We start from the raw sequence: 17,655 nt of genomic DNA, 5'->3' as shown, positions 1-17,655 counted from the left end.
TACAATGTTGCCAACATTACACCACAAGGTTCTCCCATTGCCACAACTGCCCATAGAAGCTGTGATGCCAGATCTGCTCGCTGGCGTAGAAACACACACTCAACTTATTCTAAAGGCCGCTCCCGGTGCGGGTAAGTCAACATTCTTCCCTTTACAGTTAGTTAAGACCAACGCCGTTCAAGGCAAAATCATCATGCTTGAACCGAGGCGTTTGGCTGCAAGGAATATTGCTACTTACTTAGCGAGCCAATTGGGAGAAAAGGTGGGAGAGAGCATTGGCTTTAGAGTTCGTGGTGAATCTAAAAGCAGCAGTACGACTCGCTTAGAGATTGTTACTGAAGGGATCATGACAAGAATGATCCAAACCGACCCTGAATTGACAGGGGTTGATATGGTGATCTTTGATGAATTTCACGAGCGCAGTATTCACGCCGATACCGCATTGGCGTTTAGCTTAGAGATCCAAGAGGCGTTGCGTGACGATCTGAAAGTGGTAGTGATGTCGGCAACTTTAGATCAACAAGCTCTGCAAACTTTGCTGCCGAATGCCAAATACGTTGAATCACAAGGTCGCACCTTTCCGGTCGATTTCCGTTATCAGCCTCTTAACGCAAATGAATATCTAGCCCCTAAAATGGCTAACGTGATTCGCTCTCTGATGGAGAAAGAGTCAGGCTCACTTCTGGCCTTTTTGCCGGGCGTTTCTGCGATTAAGCAGGTGGAATCTCAACTAGAACAATTCGCCAATGATATCGATGTGTGTCCTCTGTATGGGCAACTCAGCTTTTCTCAACAGCAGAAAGCGATCGCGCCATCAGAGAAAGGGCGTCGAAAGGTGGTGTTAGCGACCAATATTGCTGAGACTTCTTTGACGATTGAAGGTATTCGATTGGTGGTTGATTCTGGGCTTGAACGTGTGGCGAAGTTCGATCTGAAAACCGGTATTACTAAGCTTGAGCAAGTGAAAATCTCGCAATCTTCAGCTGAACAACGAGCGGGCCGTGCGGGACGAATTGAAGAGGGCTTGTGCGTTCGTTTGTACAGCGAAACGCAGCTGATGCAGCAACCAGCTATACCAGAACCTGAAATTCTTCATTCTGATTTGTCTTCGCTGGTGTCTGAATTGACGCAATGGGGCGCTGCGAGTGCTGATGAACTGCAATGGTTAGACGTTCCACCCAAAGCTTCTATCGGGCAAGCCAAGCAACTCTTACAGACTCTTGAATTGTTAGACGATAATGGTCAATTTACGGCATTAGGAAAACAGGTCCAACGTTTAGGTCTAGAGCCTCGTATTGCCAGCATGTTGGTTAAAGCGCAGCAAGGTAGTCCTGCTCTGTTGAATGTCGCGATTGTTGCTGCTGCTTTGCTGGAAGAGCCGGAGCGCAATGTGACGGATATTCAACACTCTTTGCATCGACTTAAGCAAAGAAAACATTCCAAAAATAGCGTTGTGATGCAGCGAGCGAAAAGTCTCGCGAGCAAACTCAATCATCACTTAGATTTGTCACAAGCTGACGAATCATTGCTACCATTAGTGCTTTGTTTTGCCTTCCCAGACCGGATTGCACAAGTGAGAAGCGCGACCAGCAGTGCTTTCCTTTTGGCGAATGGCCACGGTGCTGAGGTTCGTGATGATGATCCACTGGCGAACAATAACTATATCGTAGTGATTGATTTGATGCGCAGCACAGGGCGAGCCAGTCAGATTTTCTTAGCCACCGCGGTTGATATCGCACAGTTAGAAGCTGAATTTCCAAAACTGTTTGTGCGTTCCGATTACGCCGATTGGGATGAGAAACGTGGCCGTTTAGTTGCTGAGCAGCGTGTATCTCTGGGCAAGTTGATTATCAGCACCAAAGCTTTACCTGATCCCGATGCGAATCAGGCGAGCCAAGCGCTGCTCAATTATGTCGCTCGATGCGGGCTGGATCGCTTAAATTGGACAGCTTCGGCTAAGCAGTTGGTTGAGCGTGTGCGCTGTGCAGCACTTTGGATGCCTGAGCATGATTGGCCAGCGATGGACGATGCGAGTTTGATTGAACACCTTGATGAGTGGCTATCTCCCTATCTGAATGGCATTAAGTCGGCAAAAGGGCTGGCTAGTGTTTCGATTGAGCAAGCATTGTCGGCTTATCTTGGCTGGCCTTTGAATCAAGAAATCGACCAATGGCTGCCAACACACTATCTGATGCCAACAGGCAGCAAGAAGGCCATTCGTTATCAATATCAATCTGAACCAGTGATCTCAGTGCGAATGCAGGAAGTCTTTGGCGAACAAGACTCGCCATTGATCGCGCAAGGGCGTAAAAAAGTAGTGCTTGAGCTACTTTCTCCAGCACAGCGACCACTACAAATTACTCAAGATTTAGCTGGCTTTTGGGCTGGCGCGTACAAAGAAGTACAAAAAGAGATGAAGGGCCGTTACCCAAAACATCCTTGGCCGGATGACCCTGCTAACCATGTAGCAACCACTAAAACCAAACGACAGTTGAATCGATGATGACCAAAATGTTAACGCCAAAAAAGGCACCACCTAAAAAAGCGCCAGCAAAGAAGTCACCAGCGACCAAAGCCAAGCCAAGAAAACCAAGAGCGGCTGCGAAAAAGACCAAACCTAAGGCTAAGAAATCTGGCAAAAGAGGTTGGTTGAAGATCCTATGGGGCATTTCTTGGAAAGCGGGCTTAGCGCTTGCGGCATTGCTGTTGTTCGTCGGTATTTATCTTGATTCTGTGGTCAAACAGCGCTTTGAAGGTCAGCTGTTTGATTTGCCAACCGTGGTTTATGCGCGAGTGCTAGACCTGTCTCCGGGAACTCCGGTGAGTTTGGTTCAGGTTAAGAATGAGCTCGATGTACTTAATTACCGTAAGGTGAACGCGCCTCGTCACCCAGGCGAATACTCTTCTTCTTCGACCAAGATTGAAATGATTCGTCGTCCGTTCGAGTTTGTTGATGGACCGGAAGCGGATCGTCATGTGATGCTGCACTTCAATGGTAACGAATTAACTCGCATTCAGTCGCTGGAGAAGAAAGGCGACATGGGCTACCTGCGTGTTGAACCGAAAATGCTTGGCATGCTTGAGAAAAGTAACGATGAGCAGCGCCTGTTCTTAAAACGCAATCAGTTCCCAGAAGTGATGGTTGATGCCTTACTGGCAACCGAAGACCGAAACTTCTATCAACACGATGGTGTGTCGCCACTGGCCATCGCTCGTGCAATGGTCGTTAACGTCAAAGCTGGGCGAACGGTACAAGGTGGTAGTACGCTGACACAACAGTTGGCAAAAAACCTGTTCCTGTCCAGTGAACGTACATTGTGGCGTAAGGTTCGTGAAGCCTACATTGCACTTATCTTAGACCATCGTTACAGCAAAGACCGTATCCTAGAGGCTTACTTAAATGAGGTTTATCTTGGACAGAATGGTGGGCAAGCGATTCATGGCTTCGGTTTAGCGTCTCGTTTGTATTTTGGTCAACCTATTCAAGAGCTGCGCATCGATCAGCTAGCACTGCTGGTGGGTATGGTGAAAGGACCGTCGTATTACAATCCGGTTCGCTATCCTGAGCGTGCTAAGACTCGACGCGATCTGGTTCTTCGCTTATTGATGCAACAAGACATCTTAACTCCGCGACAATACGAAGAGGCGGCGAGTCGTGATTTGGATATTCAAGACAACCCACGCATTGCTAGCCGTCAGCCCGCTTATTTCCAACAAGTAAACATTGAGCTTAAGAAGTATGTCGGCGATCGATTTGAGGCGAAAAAAGGGATTCGAGTCTTTACCTCTCTGGATCCGGTATCTCAAGACAAGTTAGAGAAGTCGATTGCTCGTAAGGTGCCTGATTTATCGAAAACCGCAGGTAATAAGCTGGAAGCAGCAGCTATTGCCGTGGATAGAAATACCGGTGAAATCCGGGCGATGGTCGGTGGTAAGCGTACTGGCTACGATGGCTTTAACCGTGCCTTGAACGCGAGTCGCCCAATTGGTTCTTTGGTCAAGCCTGCAATTTACTTAACCGCACTAGAGCAGCCTCAGAAGTACACGTTGGCGACAACATTGAAAGACACGCCACTGAGCTTGAAAGGCAGTAAAGGTAGCGTGTGGAGCCCGAGAAACTTCGATCGTAAGTTCCGTGGCGATGTGCCTTTGTATGTGGCGCTTTCTAAGTCTTACAACGTACCTACTGTTCGTTTAGGCATGCAATTAGGCATTGATAGTGTCTCGGATACGATTGGAAAACTGGGGGTCGATAAAAATGAGATTCGCCCAGTGCCGTCGATGTTTTTGGGTTCGTTCTCACTGACTCCGTTCCAAGTTGCGCAGATGTATCAAACCATTACCAATTCTGGGCGTATAGCACCTTTGTCTGCGCTTCGCTCAGTTGTTGATAACGATGGCGAGGTTCTGTATCAGTCGATCCCTCGTGTATCACAAAGCGTTGACCAGCAAGCCGCTTGGCTTACAACCTATGCAATGAAACGTGGCGTGTCGGAAGGCACGGGCCGTTTCCTACAAGGTCAGTTTGCATGGGCAGGGTTAGCTGGTAAAACTGGCACTAGTAATGACAGCCGAGACAGTTGGTTCGTGGGCGTAGATGGCCGTGAAGTGACGACCATCTGGCTAGGACGTGATGATAATAAGCCGACTAAGCTTACTGGTTCGAGTGGTGCGTTACGTGTTTATGCCGATTATCTCAAACAGAGAACACCCGAGCAGTTATTACTGCCTTGGCCGACAGGAATTGTCACCGCTAACTTTACTCGAACTTCTGAAGGGGCTTTAGAGTTTGATTGTGATGGCGCAGTCAAACTGCCAGTTTGGGATGAGGATGGAAACATTAAAAAGGGTTGTGAAAGTCAACCAAAACAGTGGCTAAAGAAGCTTTTTCAGTGGTAAAGTCGTAACAAGAAAGAATGACAAGGACAGTTAAAATAATGATTTCTCGTTGGTTAGTGAGTGGCTTAGGCATTGTCGGTACTGTGATCAGTTTTCAGCTGTTTGCATCCACCGCGACACAGGTTGATCAATCTCAGCAGGCTGAACAAGCTCATAAAAGACCAACCGTTGCTGTCGTTCTTGCTGGTGGCGGGGCAAAAGGTGCAGCTCACATTGGTGTGCTTAAAGCTCTAGAAGAGATGCAAATCCCGGTTGATTACATTACCGGTACCAGTATGGGCTCATACGTTGGTGGTCTTTATGCGACAGGGATGAGCGCAGACGAGATCGAGAGCTTTATTTATACGGTTGATTGGAATCGCGGTTATCGTGATCGCGTTAACCGTAGTGATCGCCGCGTACGTGACAAAGAATATGAAGACCGCTACCAACTGAACACCGATCTCGGCTTAGGTTGGGGCGAAATCAAAGCAAGGAAAGGGGTGGTGCAAGGCCAGAATATGTTGCGTATTCTGCGTGAGACCACGGGTAATCTATCCTCATTCGATTCTTTCGACCATCTTGCTATCCCATACCGTTCAGTCGCAACTGACATTATCGAACTTGAAGAGGTGGTCATCGATCATGGCCACCTTGTTGATGCCATGATGGCGAGTATGTCAGTACCCGGCGCGCTTCCCCCTTATTCCTTAGATGGTCGAATGCTGGTTGATGGTGGTGTCACCAATAACATGCCAGTCGACGTTGCCAGAGCGATGGGCGCGGACATTGTCATTGCGGTGGATATCAGTACCAACTACAAAGGCAAAGATGATTTCACGAATTTTCTAGCCGCAGCTGACCAACTCTCTAATTATCTTGTTCAACGCAGCACCCAAGAGCAAGCTGAAACTTTAACAGACGATGATGTCTTCCTGCGCCCAGATGTTGGGGAAATGGAGACGACAGAATTTGATAAAATGCCATCGGCTTTCCTCGCGGGCTATGAAGCTGCTAAGCAGCATACTGATGAACTTTCTAAGCTATCGCTCTCAAATGCCGATTATCAGCATTATATCGAGGACAAACAAAAAGCGCGCAGACAGCTAAAACACGGCGATAAGACCGTCGTTGACCGAGTTGTTATCAATAACAATACCCACTATTCCGATAAGCTGATCGAAAACCGTTTAAACCTTGATTCAGGTGAGATTCTGAAGACCAGTGAAATTGAATCTAAAGTACAAGACCTCTATGCGCTAGATAGATTCGAGTTGGTGACTTATGAATTTGACACTGTAGATGGCGAGGAGCAACTGCTGGTCGATGTGAACGAAAAATCTTGGGGGCCAAACTACCTCAACTTTCGATTCTTTCTTGAAGATGATTTCTCTACTACAAGCCAATACTCGCTCGGTGTCTCAGCCAACTTTACTGATATTAATAAGCATGGTGCAGAGCTAAGAACCAATATCGAGATGGGAACGGACAAGCGAATTGAAGCGGAACTATACTCGCCATTCTTTTCGAGTCAAAAGCTGTTTACTTCGGCATCGGTTGTTTACAGCAAAGAGAACAGAAACCTACCCGCAGATATTGATGATATTGAAGAACCGACACTGGACGTAACGAAAGATTATCTCCCTATGACGTATAGTGAATATGTCGGTGAATTGGCATTAGGCTATCAACCAACCTTGTGGCAGGAGCTGACATTTGGTGTTCGTTATACAGATGGGGATGTTGAGGTTTCTTCGTTACCTTCATTGGGCAGTGGTGGCTACAAGCGTATTGGTGGCTTCATGGGTTACCGACTGGATACTTTGGATAATTTCAGCTTACCGACCAAGGGTTACTTTGTCGATTTAGAGTACCTCGTTTCTCATGATGATTTTGATAATGACAGCTCTCTTGGTGAATCGGATTTAACGTCTGAGAGTGATACGGTTTATGAGTTTTCGGCCAATTTCATGGCAGCAAAGAGTATTGAGAAGCATACTTTAGTCGCAAAGCTGGATTACGGTATTGTAGAGAGCAAAAATTCGATTTTCCCTATTGATCCCAAAGAGCTTGGTGGCTTCTTAAACCTGTCAGGTATTCCAAGGAATAGTATGATTGGTCAGAACTTGGCTTACACCAGCCTTATTTATCGTTATAAGTGGTTTGAAAATGACTTCGGCCTTTTTAAATCACCATTCTACGTGGGCGCATCCATTGAGCATGGTGGTGTTTGGTCGAACAATGATTTGAGTATTGATGAAGCGCCAATGTACACCGCGGGTTCTGTTTTCGCGGGTGTTGATTCTCCAATCGGGCCGATCATTTTAGCTTATGGCCGAACCGAAGATAATTTCGATTCGGTGTATCTGATTGTAGGTACGTCCTACAAATAATCATGCGCAGAGTCGCCATTTAAGTGCGTAATTAGGCAAAAATAGTGGGACTTTCGTCTTAACTTGCTATGTTGGTCAAAATGATAAGATTTTAATTTAACGTTAAATTTGCTATTCTACCGCCCACAGTTTGGCCTCTATGACGCCGCTCATCAATACAAATTGAATGACAAAAATGGCAATGGAGAGCCAAGTTTCCAAGGATGTTCACTTCTTTATTTTACTAACAATTATGAAGGGAAGAAGTGAACCGCAATGAGAGGAAAAAAGTCGTGCTTGAAGCCTACCGTAAACACGTCGAAGAACGTGCTGCCGAAGGAGTTGTTCCAAAACCACTAGATGCTGAGCAGGTAGCTGGCCTAGTTGAACTTCTGAAGAATCCACCTCAAGGTGAAGAAGAAATCATTCTTGACCTACTAGAAAATCGCATTCCACCGGGTGTAGATGAAGCTGCTTACGTAAAAGCTGGCTTCCTTACGGCTATCACTAAAGGTGAAGTAGCTTCGCCACTAGTAAGCAAAGCAAAAGCTGCAGAACTGCTTGGTACCATGCAAGGCGGTTACAACATCGAATCTCTAGTATCTCTACTAGACGATGCTGAGCTTGCTCCAATCGCTGTTAAAGCGCTATCTCATACTCTACTGATGTTCGATGCGTTCTATGACGTAGAAGAGAAAGCGAAAGCTGGCAATGCTGCTGCACAACAAGTACTTCAATCTTGGGCTGATGCTGAATGGTTTACAGCGAAAGATAAAGTAGCAGAAAAAATCACAGTAAAAGTATTTAAAGTCACTGGTGAAACGAACACCGATGACCTATCTCCAGCGCCTGATGCATGGTCACGTCCTGACATCCCAGTACACGCGAAAGCGATGCTGAAGATGGAACGTGATGGCATTACTCCTGATGAACAGGGTAGCGTTGGTCCAATCAAACAAATTGAAGAAATGCAAAAAGATGGCATTCCACTGGCTTACGTTGGTGATGTTGTTGGTACAGGTTCTTCACGTAAATCGGCAACAAACTCAGTACTTTGGTTCATGGGTGAAGATATCCCATTCGTACCAAACAAGCGTACTGGCGGTGTTTGTCTTGGTGGTAAAATTGCACCAATCTTCTACAACACAATGGAAGATTCAGGCGCACTACCCATTGAACTGAACGTACAAGACATGAACATGGGCGATATCATTGATATCTACCCGTACGAAGGTGTTGTTCACAAGAACGGTTCTGTGATTTCAAACTTTGAGCTAAGCAAAGTACTTCTTGATGAAGTGCGTGCTGGTGGCCGTATTCCACTGATCATCGGTCGTGGTCTAACGGGTCGTGCTCGTGACGCTCTAGGTCTAGCTGAAACGGATCTGTTTGCTAAACCAATCGATCCATCTGCATCTGATAAAGGCTACACGCTAGCTCAGAAGATGGTTGGTAAAGCATGTGGCGTTGAAGGTGTTCGTGCTGGTCAGTACTGTGAACCTAAAATGACGACAGTCGGTTCTCAAGATACGACCGGTCCTATGACTCGTGATGAGCTTAAAGATCTGGCGTGTCTTGGTTTCTCTGCAGACCTTGTAATGCAGTCTTTCTGTCACACATCGGCATACCCTAAACCAGTCGATGTAAACACTCACCATACGCTACCTGATTTCATCATGAATCGTGCGGGTGTTTCACTTCGTCCGGGTGATGGCGTTATCCACTCATGGCTAAACCGTATGCTTCTTCCTGATACTGTAGGTACAGGTGGTGACTCGCATACTCGTTTCCCTCTAGGTATTTCATTCCCTGCGGGTTCTGGCTTGGTAGCATTTGCTGCAGCAACAGGCGTTATGCCTCTTGATATGCCTGAATCTATCTTGGTTCGCTTTAAAGGTGAAATGCAACCGGGTATCACGCTACGTGACCTAGTACATGCCATTCCTCTTTACGGCATCAAGCAAGGCCTACTAACGGTAGAGAAAGCCGGTAAGATCAACGAATTCTCTGGTCGTGTACTAGAAATTGAAGGTGTTGAGCACTTATCTGTTGAGCAAGCATTTGAGCTTTCTGATGCATCTGCTGAGCGTTCTGCTGCAGGTTGTACCGTTAAGCTTTCTGAAGAGTCTATCTCTGAGTACTTGAACTCGAACATAGTGATGCTGAAGTGGATGATCGCTGAAGGTTACGGTGATGTTCGTACGATTGAGCGTCGTATTACAGCAATGGAAGAGTGGCTAGAGAACCCTGAGTTGCTATCTGCTGATTCAGATGCGGAATACGCGCACGTTATCGAGATTGATCTTGCTGACATCGATCAACCAATCCTATGTGCACCAAACGATCCAGATGATGCTCGTCTTCTTTCGGACGTTCAAGGTACTGAGATTCAAGAAGTGTTCATCGGTTCTTGTATGACGAACATCGGTCACTTCCGTGCTGCAGGTAAGATGCTAGAAGAGTTTAACGGCTCGCTAAATACTCGCCTATGGGTGGCTCCGCCAACGAAGATGGATAAAGACCAACTGACAGAAGAAGGCTACTACGGCATCTTCGGTCGTGCTGGGGTACGTATCGAAACTCCTGGCTGTTCACTATGTATGGGTAACCAAGCTCGTGTTGCTGATGCTTCGACGGTTATGTCGACGTCAACGCGTAATTTCCCGAACCGCTTAGGTAATGGCGCGAACGTTTATCTGGCTTCTGCTGAGCTTTCTGCTGTTGGCGCGATTCTAGGTCGCATCCCAACGAAAGAAGAGTACTTAGAGTACGCTGAGAAGATTAATGCAACGGCTGCTGATACATACCGTTACCTGAACTTCCATAAAATGGGTCAGTACACGGAAAAAGCAGACACGGTTATCTTCCAAGAGCCTGCGTAACGTCTGATTTTGTTGTAAATATAATTAAGGCCGCTGTGAATAGCGGCCTTAATTGCTTTTAGCATACAGCGAAAATTGCTTTTAGCTTACAGAGAGCTCGATTAGTGCTTAATCGTATACATTGCTGCAACATTGCGAGCAGTAAGTTCAATATTTTCAGCCGCTTCAGCCAAAGCTGTCGGCAAGTCTACTGAACGGTTCACTACCGCAAATACCGCGTCGATACCATGCTCATGAACCACACCACAATCACTGGCTAGACAGCCGGCAATACCGATGACAGGCAGTTTATGTTTTTTGGCTGTGCGAGCGACACCAATCGGTGTTTTGCCATGAATGGTTTGGCTATCAATGCGCCCCTCTCCTGTAATCACAAGATCAGCATCTGAGACTATTTCATCTAAATTGACGGCGTCCATTACGATGTTAATACCAGGGCGAAGCTCCGCATTTAACAGGCCAACAAGTGCCGCGCCTAGACCGCCTGCCGCGCCAGCACCAGGGAGATCAATGACATCGACGCCTAACTGGTTTTTCATGATACTGGCATAATGAGCAAGGTTAGCATCTAACAGCTCAACCATGTCTGGTGTTGCGCCTTTTTGCGGACCGAATACCTGTGATGCCCCTTTTGGTCCGCATAATGGATTATCGACATCACAAGCGACCTCTAAGCGTACGTTTTGTAGGCGTGGGTCGAGGTTGGTGAGATCAATGGTTGTCAGTTTTGACAGTTCACCACCACCAAACACCAGCTCGTGACCCTCTGCATCTAGCATACGAATGCCTAGCGCTTGAGCCATTCCTAAGCCACCATCATTGGTCGCACTACCACCAATGCCAATAATAATATGCTCAACACCTTTATCTAATACGGCTTTGATCAACTCACCCGTACCATAGGTAGTGGTTTTTAGTGGATTACGTTGTTCTGGAGAGACTAAATCTAGGCCGGAAGCGGCCGCCATTTCAATAATGGCAGTTTTACCGTCACCGAACATACCGTAGAAGCCTTCGACAATTTCACCTAATGGACCAATCACTGGATGTTGGATGATAGAGCCATTGGTCGCATCCACCAGAGATTGTACTGTGCCTTCACCACCATCAGCCATTGGTAATTTTACGTATTCGGCGTTTGGTATTAGCTGTTTAAAGCCATCTTCAATCGCTTGAGCAACGCCCATTGCTGATAGGCTTTCTTTATATGAGTCAGGAGCAATTACAATTTTCATTTTGATACCTTTAAACTTAAACAAACAGACCAAATACACCGAAGATCATTACTGAGACGAAGGCGATAACAAGACCGACCGCTGACTCATAAGGGATGAGTTTTAGACGTTCATGAATACTCATATGTACCGCACCACCCGTGGCATGGAAGAAGCTACCATGTGGCATATGGTCAAGTACTGTCGCACCAGAGTGGATCATTGCTGCGCCTGCGAGAGCTGGAACACCTAGCTCAAGAATGGTGTTGGCAAATACATTCGATGCCACTACTGTTCCGGCAGTTGTCGATGCGGTTGATAGTGCCATCAGTGCGCCAGAAAACGGAGCAAGTAAGTAAGAAGGCAGCCCAGACATCGTCAGCACTTCAATCAGATCAGCTTTTAGTCCTGAGTTAGCAATGATGCCTGCAATGGTTCCTGTGCCCAGTAGCATTACAGCAACCGGTGCCATACGTGACAAGCCTGAAACCGCAAAGCTATTGGCTTGTTTGAAGCGACCCATAGCCAGTGCACCCAGCAATCCACCCAAGGGTAATGCAATTAGAGGATCAACATTGATATCAGCGAGTGGTCGCAGCGCGAGTAGGGCAATAGCCACTAACGGTGCAACGATTGAAGAAGAAAAGCTTGGCAGTGAACTTTGATCCGCTTTGACCACTTCACTTTCCGCTACTTTTGAACCTTTATTGACGAGGCGCTTTGCCAAGAAGTAGGCGAAAAGCAGCCCAAATAGACCCGGAATCACGCCTGCAGCCATCACAGAGGTTAACGGAACATTGAACGCATCAGCCGCCGCAATGGCATTTGGGTTAGGCGACATGACATTACCTGCTTTACCGCCGCCCACCATCGCCAAAAGGATCGCGGTTTTAGAAAGGTCTGCGCGGCGAGCAATAGCCAGTGCAATAGGAGAAACCGTGATAACGGCCACATCAACGAAAACGCCAACAGCGGTTAAAATCATGGTCGCAATGGCAAGAGCAAGTAAGGTGCGAGTTTCGCCTACTTTTTTGATGATGGATTCTGCAATCGAGGTAGCCGCCCCTGATTCAATTAGTACGCCGGCCAACACACCAGCGGCGAGAATTCGCATCACTGAAGTGACGATCCCTTGGGCACCACCTATCATTAACTCAACGGTTTCGGTGAGAGAAACGCCGCCAACCACGCCGCCAACCAAAGCACCGATGATCATGCCGTAGGTGGGTGGCACTTTTTTAAGAATGAGCGCGATAGCAACAATCAATGCTGAAAGTGCGCCAAGAGTTGAAACTTCAATCATGTTCTATTTCCCAGATAACGATGTGTCATTTTCGGCAAATATAAAGATATAGGGTTGGTAAGTCTTTGTCATTCTCTACAAATAAGTGCTCAAATCGGTCCTTTTAAATTGTGCAGTTGCACATTTTTTAGCTCGACCAGTGGAATAGATTTATTGCAATGTAGAGTTGAAATAGATCGTCTATATTGTTGATATTTAATGATGTTATTTGGTTTATCTTGTCTGTTCGATAGCGTAGCGTAGCGTATTGCGATGGATATGTAGTTCGTTACAGGTGAGAGCTGAATCACAGTTCTGCTTTAAATATGTCTTCAAAGTTTTGATCAGTATCCCTTTACTGTCCTGTTGTTGAAGATGTAGGTAAGACTGCTCCAGTTGCTCACGAATCCATGGATCTTGTAACAGGCTACTCATAATGGCCGGCAGTCGATAGTCTTGATAGAAAAACATGTCTCCGGGGCGGTTACCGACACTGCGCATAGTGAGCTCAGCGGTATCATATGAGCGTGCTAAACCAGAAAGTCCGGTAAAGTAATCCCCAAGCGCAATCTTGATTTGAAACTTAGCTTCTTTCTTTATTCTTTTGAGTAGCAATTTCACGCGCTTGGCTTCTGCATCCTTGGACCAGCTGTTCCCTATCAGGGTTATAGGCTTGAGTACCACCACTTCGTTTTGTGAAACAGACAAGATACCGACTAAATTATCGCGCTCGGGATATTCAAGTAAATGTACTAATTGCTGTAAGTTTTCCAATGAAGGCGCAGTGTCTCCTATCGGTAACACCTTGACGATGGCGGCAATCCGCGGTTGTGCAAGGTCGAGATCCAGACGCTGTGCGATGGATTGCAGTTGCATGTCATTAAGCGTGCTACCTCGGATTAATTGCAATACCAATTCTTCACGATGCCTCTTATTCCATTCTACTTGAGACATAAGTACAGCTTGTTCAACAATAAGCTCAGCGGTCATCTTCACCAGCTCACCAAAATGATGAACTTGCTGCAGTGTCCCAGAAACCCCAATCACCCCAATGACATTATCCTGAAATAGAATCGGTAAATTAACTCCAGGCTTAACCCCTTTTAGGTGTTCGGCAGTGGCTTCGTCAATATTAACGACTCGTGATTCGGTGATGGCAAGTACCGCTCCTTCATGTTTTTGGTATAAGCGAGTAGGATCACTGGATCCAATAATGCGACCTTTATTATCCATCACATTAATCGAGTGTGGGATGATCTTCATGGTTCGTTCGACAATTTGTTTGGCAATCATTTCGTTCAACTGCATAGAGCCCTCCTCTTCATTGACTGTGTAGGTTGGATCGTAACGATAAATTCGTCAATACGCTCGTTTCTGACAAGACAATGGTATACTCAGAAATAGTATCGCTTGAGTATTAATGCAGTATAGGTTGAGTTATGGAGTTTGAATTTACTAGAAACACTCTAATGGGTGAATACTATGTGAAATGCAGCATGGGCCATGAGATTGTTGGCCGTTGGCTTCAAGAAGAGATCGGTAAAGATAAGCAAAAATTAGATCATGTGATGGCGTTGATTGAGCAATCTCGACAGGACTTGAGCAATGAAGTGACGTTGCTTGGCAAAGAGATTAGCCTTGCGATTAATGAAGACGAAGTAACGATTCAAGAAAACGTGTTAGCGCATGAGCAAGAGATGGAAGAGGGCAGTGAGTTCGACTTCTATAACTGTGAAAGCCAAGCAAGCTGTGGAATCGACGATTTCGAACTGCTCATCGAACGCTGGATGGATTTTTTAGGTTACTAGTCCTAAGACCTATTTGTTAGTCATTCAGAGCTTTGAAGGCTCCGTTGCCCAAAACTGGAGCAATAAGAGCATCGCGCATTAAGATAGTGAAAAGGCTGCACCATGTTGGTGCGGCCTTTTTCGTTATTACGACCTTATTATCTTCATCTTGTTTAAAATCAGGCACTTAACTTTTTGGCACGCTACTTGGATTGTAATAAGAGAATTAACGGATTAAGTAAGAATTTAAGGAACGAATATGAAATTAATAAATGCCATTGTTAAGCCATTCAAATTAGACGATGTACGCGAAGCGCTCTCTGATGTGGGTATTGAAGGTATGACTGTTTCTGAAGTGAAAGGCTTTGGTCGTCAGAAGGGACACACTGAATTGTATCGTGGTGCAGAGTACCAAGTGGATTTCCTACCAAAGGTGAAGCTAGAGATTGCTACCCAAGCTGAGAATGTTGACCGAGTTGTTGAAGCGATTAGCCAAGCGGCACACACCGGAAAAATCGGCGACGGCAAAATTTTTGTGTATGACCTAAGCCAAGCCGTACGAATTCGTACTGGTGAAATGGATGCTGAAGCACTTTAAAGAATTACAAGGACTGGAGACTTTAATATGGAACTTACAACAACAGTAACGGAACTACGTTACGCACTAGACACTTTTTTCTTCCTCATTTCAGGTGCGTTGGTAATGTGGATGGCAGCAGGCTTCGCGATGTTAGAAGCTGGCCTAGTTCGTTCAAAGAACACCACAGAAATTTTAACTAAGAACATCTGTTTGTACGCAATTGCTTGTACTGCTTTCTTAGTGGTTGGTTACAACATCATGTATGTCGACAACGGTGAAGGCGGTTGGTTGCCATCATTTGGTACTCTAATTGGTACACAAGGTGAAGGCGCAGACCACTCTCTAGAATCAGACTTCTTCTTTCAGGTAGTATTCGTTGCAACAGCAATGTCTGTAGTATCTGGTGCGGTTGCTGAGCGTATGAAGCTTTGGTCATTCCTAATCTTCTCTGTAGTACTAACAGCGTTCATTTACCCTGTTGAAGGTTATTGGACTTGGGGCGGTGGTTTCCTATCAGAAGCGGGTTTCAGTGACTTCGCAGGTTCAGGTATCGTACACATGGCTGGTGCAGCAGCAGCGTTAGCTGGTGTTCTACTACTCGGTGCTCGTAAAGGTAAATACGGTAAGAACGGTGAAATCTACCCGATTCCTGGTTCAAACATGCCACTTGCAACGCTAGGTACATTTATCCTTTGGTTCGGTTGGTTCGGTTTCAACGGCGGTTCTCAACTGATGGTTTCGGATTTTGAGAACGCAACAGCAGTAGGTCAAATCTTCCTTAACACCAACGCAGCAGCAGCAGCAGGCGCAATTGCAGCACTACTAGTATGTAAAACAACTTGGGGTAAAGCAGACCTAACAATGATTCTTAACGGCGCGTTAGCTGGCCTAGTAGCAATCACTGCAGACCCTCTATCACCATCACCTCTATTTGCTGTAGCGATTGGTTCGGTATCTGGTGCATTGGTTGTATTCAGCATCATCGCTCTAGACAAAGCTAAGATTGATGATCCAGTAGGTGCTATCTCTGTACACGGTGTATGTGGTTTCTTCGGTCTAATGGCTGTGCCACTAAGCAACGCTGATGCAACGTTTGGTGCTCAGCTAATGGGTGCAGCAGTCATCTTTGCATGGGTATTCGGTGCTAGCCTAGCAGTATGGGCGGTGCTTAAAGCAACAATCGGTATCCGAGTAACGGAAGATGAAGAACTTGAAGGTATGGACATGCACGATTGTGGTGTCGGCGCTTACCCTGAGTTTGTATCAGTAAAATAATCAACAGTCGTCGCCTAATCTGAATGGGTTAGGTTGGACAAAGAAAGCCCCGCAACTCTTGTTGCGGGGCTTTGTTGTATTTACGGTTGCACAATATATAAACACGAACGTTGAAGTTAGGCTCATTGTTTAAGAGGAACGACAAGACACAAAGTTGAAATGGTTTGTTACAAAAGTGAGAGTTTGAATGGTCTGAGTAGACGGATTTTTTGTTGGTCGTCATTGTAATTATGTTAATGATGAATATAATAACGCAACTGATAGACATTATCATTTCGATATAAAGGATTTTACAATGAAGAAACTGCTAACACTTTCAGCTCTAGCGTGTGGTGTAATTGCCCCGACAGCAATGGCTGCGGAAGAAGTAAACGTATACTCTTACCGTCAACCTTTCCTAGTTGAACCAATGTTCAAGGAATTCACAAAAGAGACTGGCATTAAAGTAAACGTTAAGTTTGCTAAAAAAGGTTTAGCAGAAAAGTTAGCTCAAGAAGGCGAATACAGCCCTGCAGACGTAGTGTTAACTGTAGACATCAGTCGTCTATCTGAGCTAACTAAACAAGGTTTAGTTCAGTCTGTTGAAAGCGAAGTTCTTGAAAAGAATATTCCTGCTCAATACCAAGATACAAACAATGAGTGGTTCGCTCTAACAACACGTACACGTAGCGTTTACTCTTCTCGTGACCGTGTTGGTCGTCTAGGTGAGGAGTTTACTTACGAAGATCTAACTAAGCCTGAATTTAAAGGTAAGATCTGTACGCGTAGCGGTAAGCACCCATACAATGTTTCTCTAGTATCTTCGATGATCGCTCACAAAGGTGAAGCTGAAACGAAAGAGTGGCTAGAAGGCGTAAAAGCTAACCTAGCACGCAAGCCTCAAGGTAACGATCGTGCACAAGTTAAAGCGATTAAAGAAGGCCTATGTGATGTTGCTCTTGGTAACAGCTACTACCTAGGCAAGATGGTTAACGATAAAGAGCAAAAAGCTTGGGCTGAAGCTGTTTACATTAACTTCCCTAACCAAGAGACAACGGGTACTCACGTGAATATCTCTGGTATGGCAATGGCTAAATACTCTCCAAACGAAGAGAATGCCGTTAAGCTAATGGAATTCCTATCGGGTAACACAGCACAAAGCATGTATGCAGAAGTGAACTATGAATACCCAGTGAAAGCTGATGTTAAACCTTCTGAGCTTGTTGCTTCATGGGGTGAATTCAAAGCAGATACAATTTCTCTAGACCAAATTGCTGACCACCACGCAGCAGCAATTAAACTATTAGACGAAGTTAAGTTCGATCTTTAATTTATTACTGTAGGCTTCGGCCCAAGTAAAATGACAACCTCAAGTCGCCATTTTCGGTCACTTGGGGTTGTTTGTT

At 45.7% G+C, this 17,655-nt stretch carries 10 protein-coding genes and 1 pseudogene; 8 read left to right on the top strand and 3 right to left on the bottom strand.

Annotated elements, in window-relative coordinates; translation table 11 throughout:
- The first annotated feature begins 4 nt into the window (after positions 1–4).
- The 4 genes from hrpB to acnB all read left to right on the top strand — a co-directional run bounded on the left by hrpB (position 5) and on the right by acnB (position 10,132).
- A complete protein-coding gene (gene hrpB / locus AB4512_RS08870) occupies positions 5–2,503 on the top strand; it encodes an ATP-dependent helicase HrpB (protein WP_372174774.1) in 2,499 nt (832 codons plus the stop codon).
- The gene (gene mrcB / locus AB4512_RS08865; protein ID WP_102478385.1) at positions 2,500–4,899 is read left to right on the top strand and encodes a penicillin-binding protein 1B; all 2,400 of its coding nucleotides are present in this window, start codon (positions 2,500–2,502) and stop codon (positions 4,897–4,899) included. Before hrpB ends, mrcB begins: the two co-directional genes overlap by 4 nt.
- A 38-nt stretch (positions 4,900–4,937) precedes the next feature.
- A complete protein-coding gene (locus AB4512_RS08860) occupies positions 4,938–7,271 on the top strand; it encodes a patatin-like phospholipase family protein (RefSeq protein WP_372174773.1) in 2,334 nt (777 codons plus the stop codon).
- A 272-nt stretch (positions 7,272–7,543) separates the two neighbouring features.
- Positions 7,544–10,132 (top strand): bifunctional aconitate hydratase 2/2-methylisocitrate dehydratase, encoded by a 2,589-nt coding sequence (gene acnB, locus AB4512_RS08855; protein ID WP_017072021.1) that lies wholly within the window; start codon positions 7,544–7,546, stop codon positions 10,130–10,132.
- 101 nt (positions 10,133–10,233) lie between these two features.
- Here acnB and AB4512_RS08850 read toward each other — a convergent pair whose 3' ends face one another.
- The 3 genes and pseudogenes from AB4512_RS08850 to AB4512_RS08840 form a co-directional block, all read right to left on the bottom strand.
- A complete protein-coding gene (locus AB4512_RS08850) occupies positions 10,234–11,367 on the bottom strand; it encodes a glycerate kinase (protein WP_372174772.1) in 1,134 nt (377 codons plus the stop codon).
- 16 nt (positions 11,368–11,383) lie between these two features.
- A complete protein-coding gene (locus AB4512_RS08845) occupies positions 11,384–12,649 on the bottom strand; it encodes a GntP family permease (protein WP_372174771.1) in 1,266 nt (421 codons plus the stop codon).
- A 127-nt stretch (positions 12,650–12,776) separates the two neighbouring features.
- A pseudogene (locus tag AB4512_RS08840) lies at positions 12,777–13,936 on the bottom strand (sugar diacid recognition domain-containing protein).
- Between the two features lie 131 nt (positions 13,937–14,067).
- Here AB4512_RS08840 and AB4512_RS08835 point away from each other — a divergent pair.
- The 4 genes from AB4512_RS08835 (at position 14,068) to AB4512_RS08820 (ending at position 17,579) form a co-directional block, all read left to right on the top strand.
- On the top strand, positions 14,068–14,436 hold the full coding sequence (locus tag AB4512_RS08835; RefSeq protein ID WP_019824378.1) for a YacL family protein: 369 nt from the start codon (positions 14,068–14,070) through the stop codon (positions 14,434–14,436).
- Positions 14,437–14,674: 238 nt separating this feature from the next.
- Complete coding sequence (gene glnK / locus AB4512_RS08830) at positions 14,675–15,013, top strand: P-II family nitrogen regulator (RefSeq protein ID WP_004738200.1); 339 nt, start codon at positions 14,675–14,677, stop codon at positions 15,011–15,013.
- A gap of 27 nt (positions 15,014–15,040) precedes the next feature.
- On the top strand, positions 15,041–16,270 hold the full coding sequence (locus tag AB4512_RS08825) for an ammonium transporter (RefSeq protein WP_017059420.1): 1,230 nt from the start codon (positions 15,041–15,043) through the stop codon (positions 16,268–16,270).
- A 295-nt stretch (positions 16,271–16,565) separates the two neighbouring features.
- The gene (locus AB4512_RS08820) at positions 16,566–17,579 is read left to right on the top strand and encodes a Fe(3+) ABC transporter substrate-binding protein (protein WP_372174770.1); all 1,014 of its coding nucleotides are present in this window, start codon (positions 16,566–16,568) and stop codon (positions 17,577–17,579) included.
- Positions 17,580–17,655 lie beyond the last annotated feature (76 nt).

This window comes from Vibrio sp. 10N.222.52.B7, assembly GCF_041474275.1.
GTDB lineage: Bacteria > Pseudomonadota > Gammaproteobacteria > Enterobacterales > Vibrionaceae > Vibrio > Vibrio crassostreae_C.
Note: the sequence above shows the minus strand (reverse complement) of the source record. Positions and strands in the feature narration are given on the sequence as shown.